Consider the following 16,246-nt stretch of genomic DNA (forward strand, 5'->3'; position numbering starts at 1 on the left):
ACCCCCTCCTTCTGACCCCCTCCTTCTGGGCCCGAGCCTGCGGGCGTTCAGCTCGCCTGGGCCGCATCACCCTCGCCTTCGCTCGCGCTATCTCGCGCATCATCCTCGTTCGCGTCGACGATCCGCGGCTTCCCCCGTCCGGCTTCCATGGCGATCGGCAGCTCGCCACGATCTCCCAGGTCCAAGGTGCGGATCGGGAAGGGGATCGTGAGCCCGGCTCGGGTCAACGCCTTGGAGGTCCGAATCACGATCTCCGAGCGCGCGCGCAGGTACTCGCGCTGATCCGGCCGCGCGAGCCACAGCCGGACCACGAAGTCGATCGAGCTCTCGCCAAAGCCGGTGAACAGCACCTCGACCTCGCGCTTGGGGTCGCGGCCTTCGATGTCCTCGAGCGCCGGCGGCAGGACCTCGAGCACCTCATCGAGGGGGTCCGAGTAGGACACGCCCACGGCGACCTCGACGCGGCGCTCGTTGGTCCGCGTGTAGTTGACGATGGTCTGCTCGAAGACCTCGCGGTTGGGGAGGATCACGTTGAGCCCGTCGAAGGTCCGCAGCACCGTGCGGCGCAGCTGTAGCGACTCGACGGTGCCGATCTTGCCGTCGACCTCGATGATGTCGCCGGTCTGAAACGGCCCGCGGAAGGCCAGCAGGGCGCCGGACATGAAGTTGGCCGCGATGTCCTTGAACGCGAAGCCCAAGGCCAAGCCGACGACCCCGAGGCCGGCGAGCAGCGAGGTCACGGTCTTCTCGAGGTGGAGCACGTCGAGGGCGACGAACACGCCCCCGGCGATCACGCCGACGCGGCCGACCGCCGCGAGTAGGCCGGCGATCGCCGAGTTGTCGGTGAAGCGCAGCAAGGCACGCTCGACCCAGCGCGAGAGGAAGCGCGCGGCGTAGATCGAGGCCGCGAGGACCAGCGCCGCGATCAGCAGGTTGGGGGCCATCTGGATCGCGGTCTCCAGCCAGCCGTTGAGCTTCTCGGTCAAACCACTGAAGGCGTTGGTGATCGCCTCGGGGATCGAGGTGGATGAAATTATCGAGGAAGGGGACACACATGGTTGTCAGTGCAGGACGCGTACCAAGGACCTGGAACGCCTCATGCAATCTTCTCGCGCCATGACCGCCAGCAACATTCGACAGATCCTCACACATACGATCAATCAGCTACATGACCATGAGCTGCGCTACGGGCAGATCAGCGTCGAGGTCGAGCGCGTCGACCCTGGGCTGAGCTCGCTGACAAATTTCCTCGCCAGCCGCGAGCGGCGAACCATCGACGCGCTGACCTGCTACCTCGAGCGTGAAGACGAAAAGGGCGTCCTCGACGTCCACGTCCGCCTTGGCGGCGGTTTTCCCTTCGAGTGTGCGACCGGCACCAGGCTCGAGGCGATGCTCGAGGCCATCCTCGCTACCGCCGAGGCCGTGGATCTCCAGCTCGAGCAGCTCAGCCCGCGCATCGGCCTCTACGTCCCCGATCTGAGCACGACCGAGGTCCTGCGTGCGCTCGAGACTCTGGCCCAGGATCGCCGCAAGCAGCTGTGCGCGGCGCTGCGCGAATTCGACGAGATGGGCCCGCGCCCCACCGCCGCCCGCTCGCCGAGCAGCAATGACACGCCGCGTGACGATTCGGCACCCCGCAGCGCGCCACACCCCAGCAGTGCGCTGCGAACCGGCTCTCATGGCGCCCTCGCGCGCGAGGGCGAGCCCGAGCGGATCTTCGATCCCCGCGCGACCTTCCCATGGTTGGTGCTCGCGCCGATGTGATCCGCTCCCCCGCGGTCGTCGCGGGCGGCTCACCGCGCTACCCTGCGCCCGGTGAGCGCCCGCGAGCTCGTCCTCGGCACTGCTGGACACATCGATCATGGCAAGACCACGCTGGTCCGCGCGCTGACCGGGACCGACACGGATCGCCTGCCCGAAGAGCGGCGCCGGGGGATCACCATCGAGCTCGGCTTTGCGCGCTGGCAGCTCGACGCTGGCAAGGGTCAGCGGCTGGCCGTGAGCATCGTCGACGTCCCCGGTCACGAGGCCCTGGTCCGGACCATGGTCGCCGGCGCCGGGGGTATGGACGCGGTCTTGCTGGTGATCTCGGCCGAGGACGGGGTCATGCCTCAGACCCGCGAGCACCTGCGAGTCTGCGCCCTGCTCGGCCTGCGCCACGCCGTGGTCGCGCTGACCAAGATCGATCGCCTGGGCGAGGATCCGAGCGAGCGCGAGGAGCTGCTCGAGCTCGCCCGCGAGGACGTCCGCGCCGAGCTCGAAGCCACGAGCTTCGCCGACGCGCCGATCATCCCGGTCAGCGCCACCGAGGGCGCGGGCCTCGATGAGCTCCGCGCCGCGGTCGTAGGGATGATCCGCGGCCTGCCGGGGCGCGAGCGCAAGGGGCCGCCGATCTTGCCGGTGGATCGCGTGTTCACCATGCGCGGCCACGGCACGGTGATCACCGGGACCTTGCTGTGTGGCGAGCTCGAGCTGCGCGAGGGCAGCACCGAGCTGACGCTCGTGCCCCAGGGCCTCGGGCGTCAGCCCTTCTCCGTCCGCGTGCGCGGCATGCAAGTCCACGGCGAAGAGGCGACGCGCTCGCGCGCCGGCACGCGCACGGCTCTGAACCTCGGCAAGGTCGGCGTCGAGGCCCTCGAGCGCGGCGACGTGCTCACCAGCGGGCTCGCCGTCGTGGCCAGCGATCGCCTGCTCGCCCGCGTCGAGCAGCTCGACTTTGGCGCGCGCCCGTGGACTCGCGGGACCTCGCTGCAGCTGTGCGCGGGCACGGCCAGCACCGCCGCGCACCTGGTCCCGCTGACCCTCGCCGACCCCGAGACCGGCGCGCTCCTCGACCCTGTCGGCAAGATCGCCATCGGCCCCGGCCAGGCCGGCCTCGCGCGGCTCTACCTCGACGTCCCGCTGCCGATCTGGGCCGGCCAGCGGCTGATCCTCCGCGCCTTCTCGGCGGCGCACATGCAGACCGATGGCCTGACCATCGGCGGCGGCGTGGTCGTGGATCCGCTGCCCGAGCGCCGCCAGCCCGCTCGCCGCGTGGCCCTGGCCCGCGCGCTGCTCGGCGACGACGCCTCGGCCAAGGTCCGCGCCCTCGTCGAGGACGCGGGGGCCAGCGGCGTCACGCTCGAGGCCCTGACCCTGCGCGCGGGGGTGATCCACGCGGCCAAGCTGCTCGGGCGCATGGGCGTCGAGAGCGGGCCGCTGATCGAGCTCGGCGGGCGATGGTTTGCCCGCGCCTTGCTCGAGCCGCTCCTGCGCGCGGCGGTCACCGAGGTCGATCGCTTCCACGCCGCCCACCCGCTCCAGCCCGGCCTCGCCCGCGCGACCCTCGAGGGGGCGCTCGCCCAGGCCGGCCCGAGCGCCGCCGCCCTGCGCACGGCCGCCGTCGATCTCGCCCTCGCCCGCGCTCAGCTGCGCGTGGCGGATCGCTCGGGCAGCCTCGCGCGTCCGGGCAAGGGCACCCTCGACCCCAACGACCTCCCGCCGCCCCTGCACGACGTGGTCGAGCGCTACCGCCACGCGGGCATCAGCCCCCCTACCCTCCGCGACCTCGGTGAGGCCCTCGGCCTCGACGCCAAGGCCGTGCTCGAGCGCGTCGGCGTGCTCCAGCGCAGCGAGCTGCTGATCAAGATCAACGACGATCTGTCCTACGCCCCCGAGGCCCACGCCCAGCTGCTCACCGCCGTCCGCGAGCACCTCGCGGCCCACGGCGAGCTCGACGTCCAGGCGCTCAAGGGGATGACGGGGCTCTCGCGCAAGTTCGCGGTCCCGTGGATGGAGCACCTCGATCGCCTCGGGGTCACGCGCCGCGCGGGCGACCGTCGGCTGCCCGGGCCCAAAGCCTGAGCGCTTCGCTTGCTCGAGCGCTGCGCTTGAGACCCGCGCTGCGCTTGAGACCCGCGCTCAGCCGCCCGAGGCCTGGACCACGCAGACGCGCCCGTCGACCGTCCAGATCGTCAGCCCGAGGCTGTCGTAGGCGTAGAGCAGCTCGAGCTCGTCGCCGATGTCCTCGGCCTCGATGTCATCGGGCGCGCCGAGGACCACGAGCAGCTCACCGACCCCCATCTCGATCAGCTCGCGTCCATCGACGAGGCACGACTCGTAGAAGCTGACCGAGTCGATCCGCCCCTCGGCGTCGGCGTAGACGACCAGCGCCTCCTCGAGGCCAACCACGGCGTACTCGTCGTACTCGAGCTCCTCGCGCTCGACCGCGTCGATGACCACGGGGATCAGCAAGTCGGGGTAGTCGACCACCGCCGCGCCGAAGCGCAGCGGCCCGACGGCGCGCCGCGGCTCGAGGGCGAAGCGAGAGAGCTGCTCGGGACCACGTGTGGAGGTGCTCATCAGCTGATCCGGTGGCCGCGGCTGTAGACCTCGCGGACCAGGGGGGAGCCAGCATGATAGACCAGATCCCTGTAGTCGTCGGTCGCGAGCACGAGCAGGTCGGCGCTCATCCCGACCTCGAGGCGGCCGACCTCGGCGGCCAGCCCCAGGGAAGCCGCCGCGTTGTGCGTGGCCGCGACCACGGCCTCGGCGGGCGCGAGCTTGCACCCGTAGCAGGCCAGGCCGAGGATCATCGCCAGGTTCTCGAGGGCGCAAGAGCCAGGGTTGCAATCGCTGGCGATCGCCACCGCGACGCCCGCGTCGATCAGCGCGCGCCCGTCCGCGAAGGGCTTGCCCAGGACCAGCGAGGTCCCCGGGAGCAAAGTCGCGACGACCCCGGCCTCGGCCAGCGCGCTGCGCTCGTCGGCGTTCATGTGCAGCAAATGATCCGCCGACGCGGCCCGAAACTCCGCGGCCAGCTCGGCCCCCCCGGTGTGGCCGAATTCGTTGGCGTGGACCCGCAGGCCCATCCCGAGGGCGTGGGCCGTATCGAGCACGCGCGCGGCCTCGTCCTTGGTGAAGGCGCCGCGGTCACAAAAGACGTCGGCGTAGTCGGCGAGGCCTTCGCTCGCGACGGCCGGCAGAATCTGCTCGCAGATCTCGTCGACGAAGCGACGCCGCGCCTGTGGCCCGCGGCGGGCCGTCTCGGGGAAGGCGTGGGCGGCCAGGCAGGTGGTCTTGACGCGCACGCCAGCCTCGTCGCGCAGGCGCCGGGCGACCCGGAGCTGGCGCAGCTCGGCCTCGAGCTCGAGCCCGTAGCCGCTCTTGATCTCGAAGGTCGTCGCGCCGCAGGCCCGCATGCGCTCGATCCGGCGCAGGCTCTGGGCGTAGAGCTGCTCGTCGCTGGCCGCCCGGGTCTGGCGCACGCTCGACAAGATGCCCCCGCCAGCGGCGAAGATCGCCTCGTAGTCGGCCCCGCCGAGGCGCAGCTCGAGCTCGTCGCGGCGGTCCCCGGCCCACACGAGGTGCGTGTGCGGATCCACCAGGGCCGGCATGATCACCTCGCCGGCGCAGTCGTGCACGCGCTCGACGCTGAGCTCGCCGCGATCCATCAGCGCGGTCAGCTCGGTGTGCGGGCCGATCCATTCGATCTCCCCCGCCGCGTCGACGACCACGCTGGCGTCGCGCAGGATCCCGAGCTCGGCCATGGCCGCGCCGCGCCGCGCTGCGGTCCGGGGTCCCTCGGGATCGTGGAGAGTCAGGACCTGCGCGGCGCGAGTGAGGGCGAAGCTACCCGCGCTCACGCCTGCCCTCCCTGACCCTGACCGCCACCGCTGCCATCACCGGCATCAGCCGCGGGCGGGCCGTCGGGCACGGGGTCGGTGAGCACCGTGGCCCCGGGGATCTTCACGCCGTGCTCGCGGGCGAAGGCCAGCGCCTCCTCGTAGCCGGCGTCGACGTGGCGGACGATGCCCATGCCCGGGTCCGTGGTCAGCACCCGCTTCAGCCGGCGCTCGGCGCCCTCGCTGCCGTCGGCGACCACGACCATGCCGGCGTGGATGCTGTAGCCCATGCCCACGCCGCCGCCGTGGTGGACCGAGACCCAGCTGGCCCCGGCCGCCGTGTTGATCATCGCGTTGAGGATCGGCCAGTCGGCGATGGCGTCGGAGCCGTCCTTCATGGCCTCGGTCTCGCGGTTGGGCGAGGCCACGGAGCCGCAGTCGAGGTGGTCGCGGCCGATCACCACCGGAGCCGAGAGCTCGCCGTTGCGGACCATCTCGTTGAACTTCAGCCCGGCCTTGGCGCGCGCGCCGTAGCCCAGCCAGCAGATCCGCGCGGGCAGGCCCTGCCAGGCGACCTGCTCACCGGCGAGGCGGATCCACCGGCACAGGTGCTCGTCTTCGGGGAAGAGCTCGAGGATCGCCTGGTCGGTCTTGCGGATGTCCTCGGGGTCGCCCGAGAGCGCGGCCCAGCGGAAGGGGCCCTTGCCCTCGCAAAAGAGCGGGCGGATGTACTCGGGGATGAAGCCCTTGATCTCGAAGGCGTCCTCGACCCCGGCCTCGACGGCGTAGGCGCGGATGTTGTTGCCGTAGTCGAAGGTCACCGCGCCGGCGTTTTGGAGGTTGCGCATCGCTCGGACGTGCACGCCCATGGACGCGATCGAGCGGCGCACGTACTCGTCGGGGTCGGCGACGCGCAGCGCCCGAGCCTCGGCCAGGCTCATGCCCCCGGGCACGTAGCCCTCGAGCGGGTCGTGGGCGCTGGTCTGGTCGGTGACGATGTCGGGGATGATCTTGCGCGTGACCAGCTGGGGGAGCACGTCGGCGCAGTTGCCCTCGAGGCCCACGCTGATCGCGTCGCCGCGGCCGCGCGCGTCGGTGATCCAGGTGATCGCCTCGTCGAGGTCGCGGGTCGCCTTCATCAGGTACTTGTGATCCAGGCGCCGCTGGATCCGCTCGGGGTCGACCTCGACGCAGAGGATCGAGGCCCCGGCCATGGTCGCCGCGAGCGGCTGCGCCCCGCCCATGCCGCCCAGGCCGCCGGTGAGCACGAACTTGCCGGTCAGCGAGCCGCCGAAGTGCGCCCGCCCGCAGGCCGCGAAGGTCTCGTAGGTGCCCTGCAAGATCCCCTGGGTGCCGATGTAGATCCAGCTGCCCGCGGTCATCTGCCCGAACATGGTCAGCCCGAGGGCGGCGAGGCGGTTGTGCTCTTCCCAGGTCGCCCACTTGGGGACCAGCAGCGAGTTGGCGAGCATCACCCGCGGCGCGTCCTCGTGGGTCTTGAAGATGCCCACGGCGCGGCCGCTCTGGACCAGCAGGGTCTCGTCGTCCTCGAGGCTGCGCAGCGAGGCGATGATCCGGTGGTAGTCGGGCCACGAGCGCGCGGCCTTGCCGGTGCCGCCGTAGACCACCAGATCTTCGGGGCGCTCGGCGACCTCGTTGTCGAGGTTGTTCATCAGCATGCGCAGGGCGGCCTCCTGGACCCAGCCCTTGCACGTCAGCGTCGAACCTCGGGGAGCACGGATGTCAGGCATCCCCTAGACGGTAGCAAGCATCCTTCAGCCCATGAACATGCGCAGCACCGCGGCGCGCGTGAGGATGTTCGACATCAGCAGCGCCTTGCCGTCGGGGGCCTGGGAGATGTCGAGGTTGGCCATGAATTCGTCGTCTTCGCCCTCCCCGCCATCGGCGCTGGCCTCGTCGTCGCCCTCCTCGAGCATGCGCCGGGCGATGCTGAGCACCAGCCAGCCCTTGACCGAGTCCTCCGTCGGCACGCGCACGAACAGCCCGGCGTAGTCGTAGACGACCGCGGCGATCATCAGGCCCTCGGGGTCCGGGAGCAGCTTGGCCATCGCGCCGGCTCGACCCATGAAGTCCTGCATCGCGTCGGGGGTGATCACCGACATGAACGCCACGTCGGCGGGGACCTGCTCGAGCAGCTTGCGCAGCTGCGGGTCGAGGCGGTCGTCGTCGTGGGCGCGGGCGACGAGCAGCTCGGTCGCCAGCGCCTGCGGGGCGACGATCAGCTCGTCGCGATCGAAGCTCATCACCTGGACCTTGGCGCCCTCGTACTCGACGCCGGCGATGGTCCACAGGCGCAGCTTGTCGCGCATGCGCTGGGGCATGGCGTCGAGGTTGCGCTCGGGGATCTCGGGGGTCGGCTCGAGGATCAGCCGCCCGTCCGTGACCGCCGCGCCGAGCTTGTCCTCGAGGCCCTCGACCCGGACCAGGCCCATGGACTGGCGGGCGTCCTCGTGGTGGCTGGCGCCCAAGAAGAGCTGAAAGTCGCGGGTGTCGGTCAGCGCCAGGGCGGCCGCGACCTGACAAAAGCCCTCGCTGTAGATCGAGCTGCGCTCGTCGTCGCCCCGAGCCTCGCGCTGCTTTTCGTAGCGGGCCTTTCGCTTGGCCGCGTCGCGCTCGGAGGCCTCGCGCGCCTCGGGGGTCATGGCCGCGAGCTCCTGCTCGCGCCGCTGCGCCCGACGAGCCGCGACCTCCTCGCGCAGCTGCTCGCGGCGCGCCTCGTCGCAGGTGAACATCATGTCCTTGGCGTCCGCGGGCAGCTCCGCGTGCAGCGAGCTCGCCTCGAGGCGGTCGACGTCGACCATGAACATCGAGGTCAGCGTCGGCGGGGCGAAGCGCGTGCCATAGGGCACGACGCCGGCGCTGCCCCGGTCCATGCCCAGCTCCCAGAACTTGCGCAGCAGCAAGGTCGCCTGCTCCTCGCGCTCGTGGCGACGGTAGAGCTCGACCAGGCGAAAGGTCGCGTCGCCCAGGAGGTCGCGGCGGTCGGGCTCGAGGGCGACGAGCTGCTCGAAGTAGTCGATCGCGCAGTCGTCCCGCTCGAGCGTGTCCATGCAGTCGCGGCCGTGGCGATAGAGACGCTCGGCCTCGCTCTCACCCTCGCGGGCCACGGACGCACGGTGGGCGTCCTGGGCCTCCCATACGGCCTCGCGGTTCCAGCAGCCCGGCAGCGCCAGGGTCGCCACCAGTGTCGCCGCCAGTTTCGCCAAGGGGCCGAGCGCGATGACTCCGACGCGTCGCATCGATCGTCATGTAGCAGGCGCCGCCGGCAGGTGCACGAACCTGTGCGCTAGTTCGAGTCACCACCGCGAGAAGCGCAGCCCATGTCCAACAAAATCTCCACGGCTGCGCTTGGAGACCTTTCCGGTAGCCGCGACCAGACCTTCGGCATCATCGTGTTAGGGTGCGAAGGATGACTCGAAAAGATGCGCCAAAGTCACTCATCCTGGGTGTGGCGCTTCTCCTTGGAGCCGGGACCTCGGTAGTCTCGCAGCCAGGCTGTATTTATCCTGACCACTGCATCATGATCCGTACGGCGGGCCGGGACTGGTGCCGCTACATAGACGGCGCTCGCATGTGGCCGCCCGGCGAGCCCGAGGCTGCCGTCCCCGTCTACGCTGTAGAAGGCGGCCCACCGCTCGGGTGCAGGTGCTTCAACGCCGCGGAGCACGACATCCTCGATACTCAGCTCCCTGAAGACAAGCTCGCGGAGCTCCACGCCGAGCTCGCTGAAGCCGCTCGCAACGAGTGTCATCTGCTGGTTCCCCAGGGCTACGCCCACAATTGCTATGACGAGGACAGCCCCGACGCCCCCTCCCTCGGCGTCCCGACCGCGGATGGCCTCAGCTCGGACTGCTTCGGCTCTTGTGCCTACGCCAACCCCCCTCTGGGCAAGGACTGTCCCGAAGATCCAGATCCTTGGGAGTGCAATGACGACGGCGGCGATGACGACGTCGGAGGTGACGAGCTTGGAGACGACGACGGCGACGAGGAGACGCAGCGCTTCGATGATCTCACCCAGCAGATCACCTGCCAAGGCGACGAGTGCACGATTGTGAGGGACTTCGCCCACGCGCTCTGGACAGACCCCGAGCAGCTCCTCACAGATGACGCCCGCCTGATCTTCAACGCCGACCACGCGCGCTTCGTCCTGAGCCACGTGCGACCAGGCTCACTTGCCCATGCCCTCGGCCTGCGCTCGGGAGATATCATCGAGACCGTCAACGGACACCTGATAGACGGCCCCGAAGCAGGGCTCGTTGTCTACGTCGACAACGAGCACGCAAAGACTCTCACCCTCGGGCTCACACGGGACGGACAATGGATCGAGCGCCGCTTCATCTTCTCTCCTTGATCGCCTCGCTCGCCCTCTCTGGCTGCGCGGAGCGTCAGCTGGAAGACGAAGCAGACGACCGTGAACGAGCTTGCATGCTCATGGCCGGCGGTCGGGTCTACTGGGAGGACGGCCAGTCACGGGTCATCGTCGACGCCAGCGGGCGCTCCGCCACGGCTTGCCTGTGCCTGACCGAAGAGGAGTTCGAGACCCAGTCACGCCACGACGAGCTCAACGAGCGGCTCTACGAACGCTGTGAGGCCTTGGCCGCAACCTTCGAGGCCGACTCGAACGACTGTCTGGAGCACTATGAGGCCGGGACCTGGCTCCCCGGCGTATGGTGGGCGCGAGATGAACTCTCGTGGATGGGCGAAGACAGCCCCCCTTGTGACGCGGAGGCCCTCGAAGGGTGCCATGTCAGCGAACCCACGCCCGCGAGCGCCTGTCTGTTCCTCGCCTTGTTCGCGCTGCTTCGAACACGCCGCAGGCAGACGCGTCACGGCGATGATTCTTCGTAGCGGGGACTCAGGGCAGCAGGCCCTGTGCACGAACTACGCGGGTGCCCGACCCAGCGACATGCACGACGGACTCGAGGGGGCTCAGGGCAGCAGGCCCTGCGCCCGCAGCAGGCGGCAGACCGCGAGCAGGGGCAGCCCGATGATCCCCGTGTAGTCCTCGCCCTCGATCCGCTCGAACAGCCGGATCCCCGCGTCCTCGATGTGATAGGCGCCGACGCTGTCCACCGGGCGGTGCCGGGCCACGTAGTCGGCGGCCTCGGCCTCGGCGAAGCTGCGCATGGTCAGGCGCTGCTCGTCGATCGCCCAGGTCGGCTCGCCCACGACCCGCCCGCCGGCGACGCGCGCGAGCACGACCGCGGTGACCAGGCTGTGGCTGCGGCCGCGCAGGCGCATGAGCTGGGCGACGGCCTTGGCCGCGCTGCCCGGCTTGTGTAGCAGGACCGGGCCGGCGCCCTCGTCGAGCACGGCGATCTGATCGGCGGCGAGCACCCAGGCCGCGCGCGCGCCCAGCTTGGCGACCAGGCTCTCGGCCTTTCCGCGCGCGAGCAGCAGGGCAAAGTCTCGCGGACCGAGCTCGGCGAAGCGCCCGTCGTGGGCGCGCTCGTCGAAGTCCGGGGCCAGGCTCTCGAAGTCCAGCTCGAGGCGGGCGAGCAGCTCGGCGCGCCAGCGCGAAGTGCTGGCGAGGATCAGCCCCGCGCTCACTTCTTCTTTTTCTTGCTCGACTTCTTGGTCGAGCGCTTCTTGTTCGACTTCGCGTACTCGGCGGTCTCGTCGGGGAAGGACGCGATGTAGAGCTTGCGGACGTTGTCGAGCTTGTCCTCGAGCAGCGCGCAGGCCTCCCCGTCCTCGGCGTCGTTGGTCTTGAACTCCGGGGGCTCGAGCTTGTCGTTGAACAGGTGCTCGACGAAGTAGACGTCGTGCGCCGCGAGCACCGAGTTGAGCGTGTCGCTAAACGCGATGCAGGGCTTGGGGGCCTCGTCGGACTGGTAGAGGTCGCGGGCCAGGTTGAGGTTCCAGTCGACGAGCTTGCTGGCGTCCTCGTCCTCGCCGAGCACGTTGAGCACGCGGTGGCGGTCGATCCAGCTCAAGGTCTTCTTGGGATCGTCGACGTTGACGAGCTCGAGCAGGAACTTGTGCCCGCCGGGGCCGAGCTTCTGGACCGCGAGGTTGATGGCCTGCTCCTCGAGGCTGCGGTTGCGCAGCAGCGTGTAGAGCTCGGCGTAGAAGTCGGGGTTCTCGATCAGGCTGGGGTCGTGGTCGAGGGCGTCGCCGTAGCGCTCGAGCGCGGTCAGCCGGCTGCTGCGCGCGCGCTTCATCGACAGCGCCTTGCCCTCGCGCCACAGAAGCTGCGGGTCCTCGGGGAATTGGTCGAGCGCCGGGCGGATCACGTCGAGGGCGTCGTCCTCGTTCTTGCTCGTCAGCGCCTGGTCGATGGAGATCAGCGTCTCCTTGCTGGCGCCGGGCTTCTCGACCTCGTCCTCGCCGCCCTCGTCCTCGCCGCGCTCGGCGACGACCAGACCCAGGCCCCCGCCCTGCTCCCCCCCGGCGTCGGCCTCGTCCTCGTCGCTGCCGCCCAGGGGCAAGAGCGCGATCAGGATCAGCAGGCCGATGAAGCCGCCGCCGGCGTAGAGCCACTTGCGGGGGATGCTGGCCAGCATGGCCTGGAGCGAGCCGTGGCCGGACTGGCCGACGCTCGGGTAGCCGGTGGTGCCCACGGCCGGGTAGTTGGACGTGCCCACGGCCGGGAAGTTGGACGTGCCCACCGGCACCATGGTCGGCGAGGTCGACAGCCCCTGGTTGCTCGAGTCGAGGGTCGACTGGGTGAAGACCGGCGCCGACCCGCTCGCGCTCAGGGTCGACCCGGGCACGCCGCCCGAGCCGTAGATGTCGCGCGGGTCGACGACGCCCGTGTCCTCGCTGGCGAAGCGCATGGGCACGCCGGTCTCGGCGCAGAGCATCGAGTGCACCGCCTGGAGGTCCTTGCGCGCCGAGCGGGCGTCCTGATAGCGGACGTCCTTCTCCTTGGCCATCATCCGCTGGACGACGTTGACGAGCTGCGGCGGGACCTGAGGCGGCAGCGGCGGCGGCTCGACCGTCACCTGCATGCGGACCAGCGAGACCGGATCCTCGTGGTCGAAGGGCACGCGGCCGGCGAGCATCTGGTAGAGCAGCACGCCCGCGGAGTAGACGTCGGTGCGCTGGTCGATGATCGAGCCCGTGGCCTGCTCTGGGCTCATGTAGTGCGGGGTGCCGAAGATCAGCCCCATGCGCGTGAGCGGCTTGGCGTCGTCCTCGTCGTCCTCGTCGACGATCTTGGCGATCCCGAAGTCGACCAGCTTGAGGACCTCCTCGTCCTCGTGGTCCGTGGTCACGAACACGTTCTCGGGCTTGAGGTCGCGGTGGATGACGCCTTTGTTGTGAGCGTGTTCCAGACCACGAAGGATCTGCACCTCGAGCTCGATCGCCCGCATCGGATCGAGCGGCCCCTCGGTGAGCATGTAGCTCAGCTCCTGGCCCTCGAGCAGCTGCATGACCATGTACTTCATGCCCGAGTCGGTCGAGCCGAACTCGGTGACCGGGATGACGTTGGGGTGGTCGAGGCGCGCGGCGCTTTGTGCCTCGCGGTCGAAGCGTCGCGAGATGTCTTCGTTGGCGACCAGCTCGCGGTGCAGGACCTTCACCGCCACGTCGCGCTTGAGCAGCAGGTGGTGAGCACGGAACACGGCCCCCATCCCGCCGACGCCGAGCAGCGCGTCGATGCGGTAGCGCTCGGCGATCGTCGTGCCGATCAACGCCTCCAGCTCCTCCACCTGTTTCGCCGGTTCGCTCACCTGGGGCTTAGATACTATCCGAAGCGACGAGTTGCATGTCTCCCCCCGCGAGGTGTGCTCATGGAGGAAAGGCGCCCAAAAAAGCGCCTGGCCGGCCGTTTTTGCCAGTCGACTACAAACGCGGCACGCAGAGACGTCCGCGCAAACCCCACGTGAGGCGCGTCTCCCCCGTCCAAGATCGCTCGGCGGGCTCCTCGCAGAGCCCAGCCTCAGCCAATAGGCCGGGTGCGCACCGTATCTTCGTCGGGGTTCCCGTTGAAGTCGGGCTCGGTGATCGAGCTCGCCTCGATGAAGTTGGTCCCGATGTCTCGCTCGATCCGCGCGAGCGCGTCTTGTGCCCAGTGCACGAAGGAGATCTCGTTGGTCGAGTGGAAGTCGGCGAGCATCTCCTCGAGCTCGCGCCGCGCTCGCGGGGTCTGGCCGGTCATGTGCGCGACCTCGGCGTCGAGCAGGCGCAGCTGCTGGAGCGTGACCTGATCCCCGCCGAGCTGCTGCATGCCCTTGCGCGCCGCGGCGAGCAGCTCGGCGCCCTCGTCGACCTTGCCGAGGCGGGCGAGGGTGTAGCCCAAGAAGCCGCGGTTGAGGTGCACGGCCTGGTCGAGGCCGAAGAGCGAGGCGATGCTGATCGCCTCGCGGAAGGCCTCGGCGGCGTCCTCGAGCTGGCCGTTGCGCAGGTAGAGGTCGCCGAGGTTGTGCAGCGGCGTGTGGAGCATGCGCGGGACCTTGGCCGCGCGCAGCTGCTCGATGGCGTCCTCGGTCTCGGGGATGGCCCGCTCCGGATCCCCGCCGAGCACCGCCAAGAAAGCGATGCCCGAGAGGTAGCTCTGGCGCTGGTTGACGGCCACCCGCGCGGCGATCGGCTTGCCCATCTCGTGCAGGCGCCGGGCCTCGCCGAGCTGACCCGAGAGCGACAGGCAGCGCAGGCGCACCCCGATGATGTGGCAGACGTCGACGTCGTTGGCCTCCTCGATGTCGAGGATCTCCATGGCCTTGCGCGACTGCGACCCGGCCTGCTCGATCTCCCCGGACTGGAGCAGGACCTCGGCCCGGCGGTTGGCGATGCGCAGCTCGAGCACGCGGTCGCGGGCGGCCTGGGCGGCCTCGGTCGCGCGGTCGAGGCGGTAGAGGGTCAGCTCCATGTCGTCGGCGGCCTCGGCCGCCGGGCGATCGGCGAGGCCGAGCCAAAACAGCGCCTGGGCCCGGAAGTCGCGCATCAGCTCGGCGAGCAGGATCCCCGCCTCGTAGTGCGCGGCCTCGTGGCGGGCGTCGAGGGCACCGGAGCCCTGGTTGAGCAGCAGCAGCTTGGCCTCGAGCAGGCGCGGGATCGCGGCCGTGCCCCCGTGCTGACGCAGGCGCCGGATCAGCCGCTCGAGCACCGCCGCGCCGAGCTGCATCTGGCCCACGGCGAACAGCCCGGCCGCGGCCTCCTCGAGCTGGTCGACGGCCTCGAGGCCCTGGGCCGCGTCGTCGAGCAGCCGGACCTTGAGGTAGACGAAGTTGCTGTCGATGATCTCGAGGTCATCGATGCTCGCGGCGAGGTCGAGGCGGGCCTCGTCGAGGGAGTCGGCGTAGCGCCGGCGCACGGCCTCGCGCACGGACTCGTGGGCCAAGGAGATCAGGCTCGAGCCCGACGAGGCGTTGCGCAGGATCAGACCCTCGCCCTCGAGGCGATCGACCGTGCGACGAAAGCGACTCTTGCGCAGGTCCGTGAGCTGGGCGAGCTGCTCTTGGTCGACCGGGGCCTCGATCAGGTAGAGGATGCTGACCAGCTCCCAGGCGCTCACGCCCTGGGCGTCGAGCCGGGCCTCGGAGCGCTGGGCCAGGGTCTGGTGCAGGTTCTGAGCGGCCGGCGAGGACGAGCGGAACACCCAGTTGTCCGCGTCGCGGATCAGGATGCCCTCCTCGATGAGCACGCGCAGGGTCTCGCGGAAGCTCAGCGGGTGGCCGCCGGTGAGGTTGTCGAGGGCCTTGATCAGCTCCGTGATCGAGGGCGAGTCCCCGAGCACGCCCTGGAGGATCGTGAACATCTCGCGGCGCGTGAACGGCCGCAGGTGCCAGGTCTCGGCCAGCTGATCCCGGGCCAAGGTCGCGAGCAGCGGCCCGAGCTTGGTGTGCGGGGTCGTGGTCGCGCACAGCAGCAGCGGGGCCTCGTTGAGGTCGATGGCCCGCGCGAGCTGTTCGAAGCGCACGAACTCGACCTGGCCCTTGGACAGCTCGGCGAGGTGCAGACAAAAGGGCCGCTCGCGGCAGGCCGCGATCAGAAATTCCATCAGCTGCCCGGCCGCGCGCTCGTCGGAGCCGCGATCCCGCGCCAGGCGGACCAGGTCGGCGTACTCGGCGACCACCTCCGAGCGCTCGCCGAGGGCCGTGGCGAGCTGGTGGACCACCGGGCCAAAGGCGCCCAGCGCCGTGTACTCGTTGGTCCAGCAGCTGCTCTCGACGAAGAGCCCGCCGCCCAGCTGGATCTCCCGGCGCAGCTCCATGAGCAGCCGGCTCTTGCCCATGCCCTCGGGGGCCTCGATGACCACGGTGCGGATCAGCCGAGCGCGGGTCCCCGGGTGGCTGATCTCGGCCGCGTCGACCGGCAGCAGCACGTCCGTGGCCCGGGTCAGCAGCAGGTCGAGGTAGCTCTTGCGGTCCGCGAAGGGCAGGTGCTCGACCAGCACCCGCGCGAAGCCGGACCGGTCTTCCTTGCTGTCCTGGCGGTCGCGGATATGCGAGGGCTCGCGGCGCAGCAGCTCGAGCACGATGCTGCGGGCGCTCTGCGGCCGACGCTCGGGGTCCGGGTTGAGCATGCGCCCGATCAGCTCGGCGACCACCGGCCCGGCCTGCTTGAGCAGGCTGCCGGCGAGCTCGGGGCGCCAGTCTTTTTGCGCGCGCAGGGCCTCTTCGAAGTCCCTGGAGGGGAAGGGCTTCGAGCCGCGGATCGCCGTGTACATGGTC

The 16,246-nt window shown here is 70.2% G+C and carries 12 protein-coding genes; 4 read left to right on the forward strand and 8 right to left on the reverse strand.

What is annotated here, in order from left to right; genetic code table 11:
* Positions 1–47 precede the first annotated feature (47 nt).
* Positions 48–1,052, reverse strand: a complete 1,005-nt coding sequence (locus G6O69_RS04430) for a mechanosensitive ion channel family protein (RefSeq protein ID WP_172302286.1) — start codon at positions 1,050–1,052, stop codon at positions 48–50.
* A gap of 46 nt (positions 1,053–1,098) precedes the next feature.
* On the opposite strand from G6O69_RS04430, the gene G6O69_RS04435 reads away from it, so the two are divergent.
* The gene (locus G6O69_RS04435) at positions 1,099–1,764 is read left to right on the forward strand and encodes a hypothetical protein (RefSeq protein WP_172302287.1); all 666 of its coding nucleotides are present in this window, start codon (positions 1,099–1,101) and stop codon (positions 1,762–1,764) included.
* Between the two features lie 51 nt (positions 1,765–1,815).
* On the forward strand, positions 1,816–3,843 hold the full coding sequence (gene selB, locus G6O69_RS04440) for a selenocysteine-specific translation elongation factor (protein WP_172302288.1): 2,028 nt from the start codon (positions 1,816–1,818) through the stop codon (positions 3,841–3,843).
* Between the two features lie 57 nt (positions 3,844–3,900).
* Here selB and G6O69_RS04445 read toward each other — a convergent pair whose 3' ends face one another.
* Genes G6O69_RS04445 through G6O69_RS04460 form a run of 4 tightly spaced genes read right to left on the reverse strand, consistent with a single transcriptional unit; the run spans position 3,901 to position 8,863 of the window.
* Positions 3,901–4,341: a hypothetical protein gene (locus tag G6O69_RS04445; RefSeq protein WP_172302289.1), complete on the reverse strand. Its 441-nt coding sequence runs from the start codon at positions 4,339–4,341 to the stop codon at positions 3,901–3,903.
* The gene (hutI, locus tag G6O69_RS04450; protein ID WP_172302290.1) at positions 4,341–5,624 is read right to left on the reverse strand and encodes an imidazolonepropionase; all 1,284 of its coding nucleotides are present in this window, start codon (positions 5,622–5,624) and stop codon (positions 4,341–4,343) included. Before hutI ends, G6O69_RS04445 begins: the two co-directional genes overlap by 1 nt.
* Positions 5,621–7,354: a urocanate hydratase gene (hutU, locus tag G6O69_RS04455; RefSeq protein ID WP_172302291.1), complete on the reverse strand. Its 1,734-nt coding sequence runs from the start codon at positions 7,352–7,354 to the stop codon at positions 5,621–5,623. Before hutU ends, hutI begins: the two co-directional genes overlap by 4 nt.
* Before the next feature lie 24 nt (positions 7,355–7,378).
* Positions 7,379–8,863 carry a hypothetical protein gene (locus G6O69_RS04460; RefSeq protein WP_172302292.1) on the reverse strand — a complete coding sequence of 495 codons (1,485 nt, stop codon included), beginning with the start codon at positions 8,861–8,863 and terminating at the stop codon, positions 7,379–7,381.
* Between the two features lie 281 nt (positions 8,864–9,144).
* Between G6O69_RS04460 and G6O69_RS04465 the strand changes: the two genes are divergently transcribed.
* Together G6O69_RS04465 and G6O69_RS04470 are read left to right on the forward strand one after the other, a co-directional pair.
* Positions 9,145–9,975: a hypothetical protein gene (locus G6O69_RS04465; protein ID WP_172302293.1), complete on the forward strand. Its 831-nt coding sequence runs from the start codon at positions 9,145–9,147 to the stop codon at positions 9,973–9,975.
* Positions 9,972–10,472: an MYXO-CTERM sorting domain-containing protein gene (locus G6O69_RS04470; RefSeq protein WP_172302294.1), complete on the forward strand. Its 501-nt coding sequence runs from the start codon at positions 9,972–9,974 to the stop codon at positions 10,470–10,472. Before G6O69_RS04465 ends, G6O69_RS04470 begins: the two co-directional genes overlap by 4 nt.
* Positions 10,473–10,553: 81 nt before the next feature.
* Here G6O69_RS04470 and G6O69_RS04475 read toward each other — a convergent pair whose 3' ends face one another.
* The 3 genes from G6O69_RS04475 to G6O69_RS04485 form a co-directional block, all read right to left on the reverse strand.
* Entirely contained in the window at positions 10,554–11,174 is a 621-nt protein-coding gene (locus tag G6O69_RS04475; protein ID WP_172302295.1) for a nucleoside triphosphate pyrophosphatase, read from the reverse strand.
* A complete protein-coding gene (locus tag G6O69_RS04480) occupies positions 11,171–13,303 on the reverse strand; it encodes a serine/threonine-protein kinase (RefSeq protein WP_172302296.1) in 2,133 nt (710 codons plus the stop codon). Before G6O69_RS04480 ends, G6O69_RS04475 begins: the two co-directional genes overlap by 4 nt.
* Positions 13,304–13,512: 209 nt before the next feature.
* Positions 13,513–16,242: a hypothetical protein gene (locus tag G6O69_RS04485; protein ID WP_172302297.1), complete on the reverse strand. Its 2,730-nt coding sequence runs from the start codon at positions 16,240–16,242 to the stop codon at positions 13,513–13,515.
* Between the last annotated feature and the right edge of the window lie 4 nt (positions 16,243–16,246).

The organism is Pseudenhygromyxa sp. WMMC2535 (assembly GCF_011083025.2).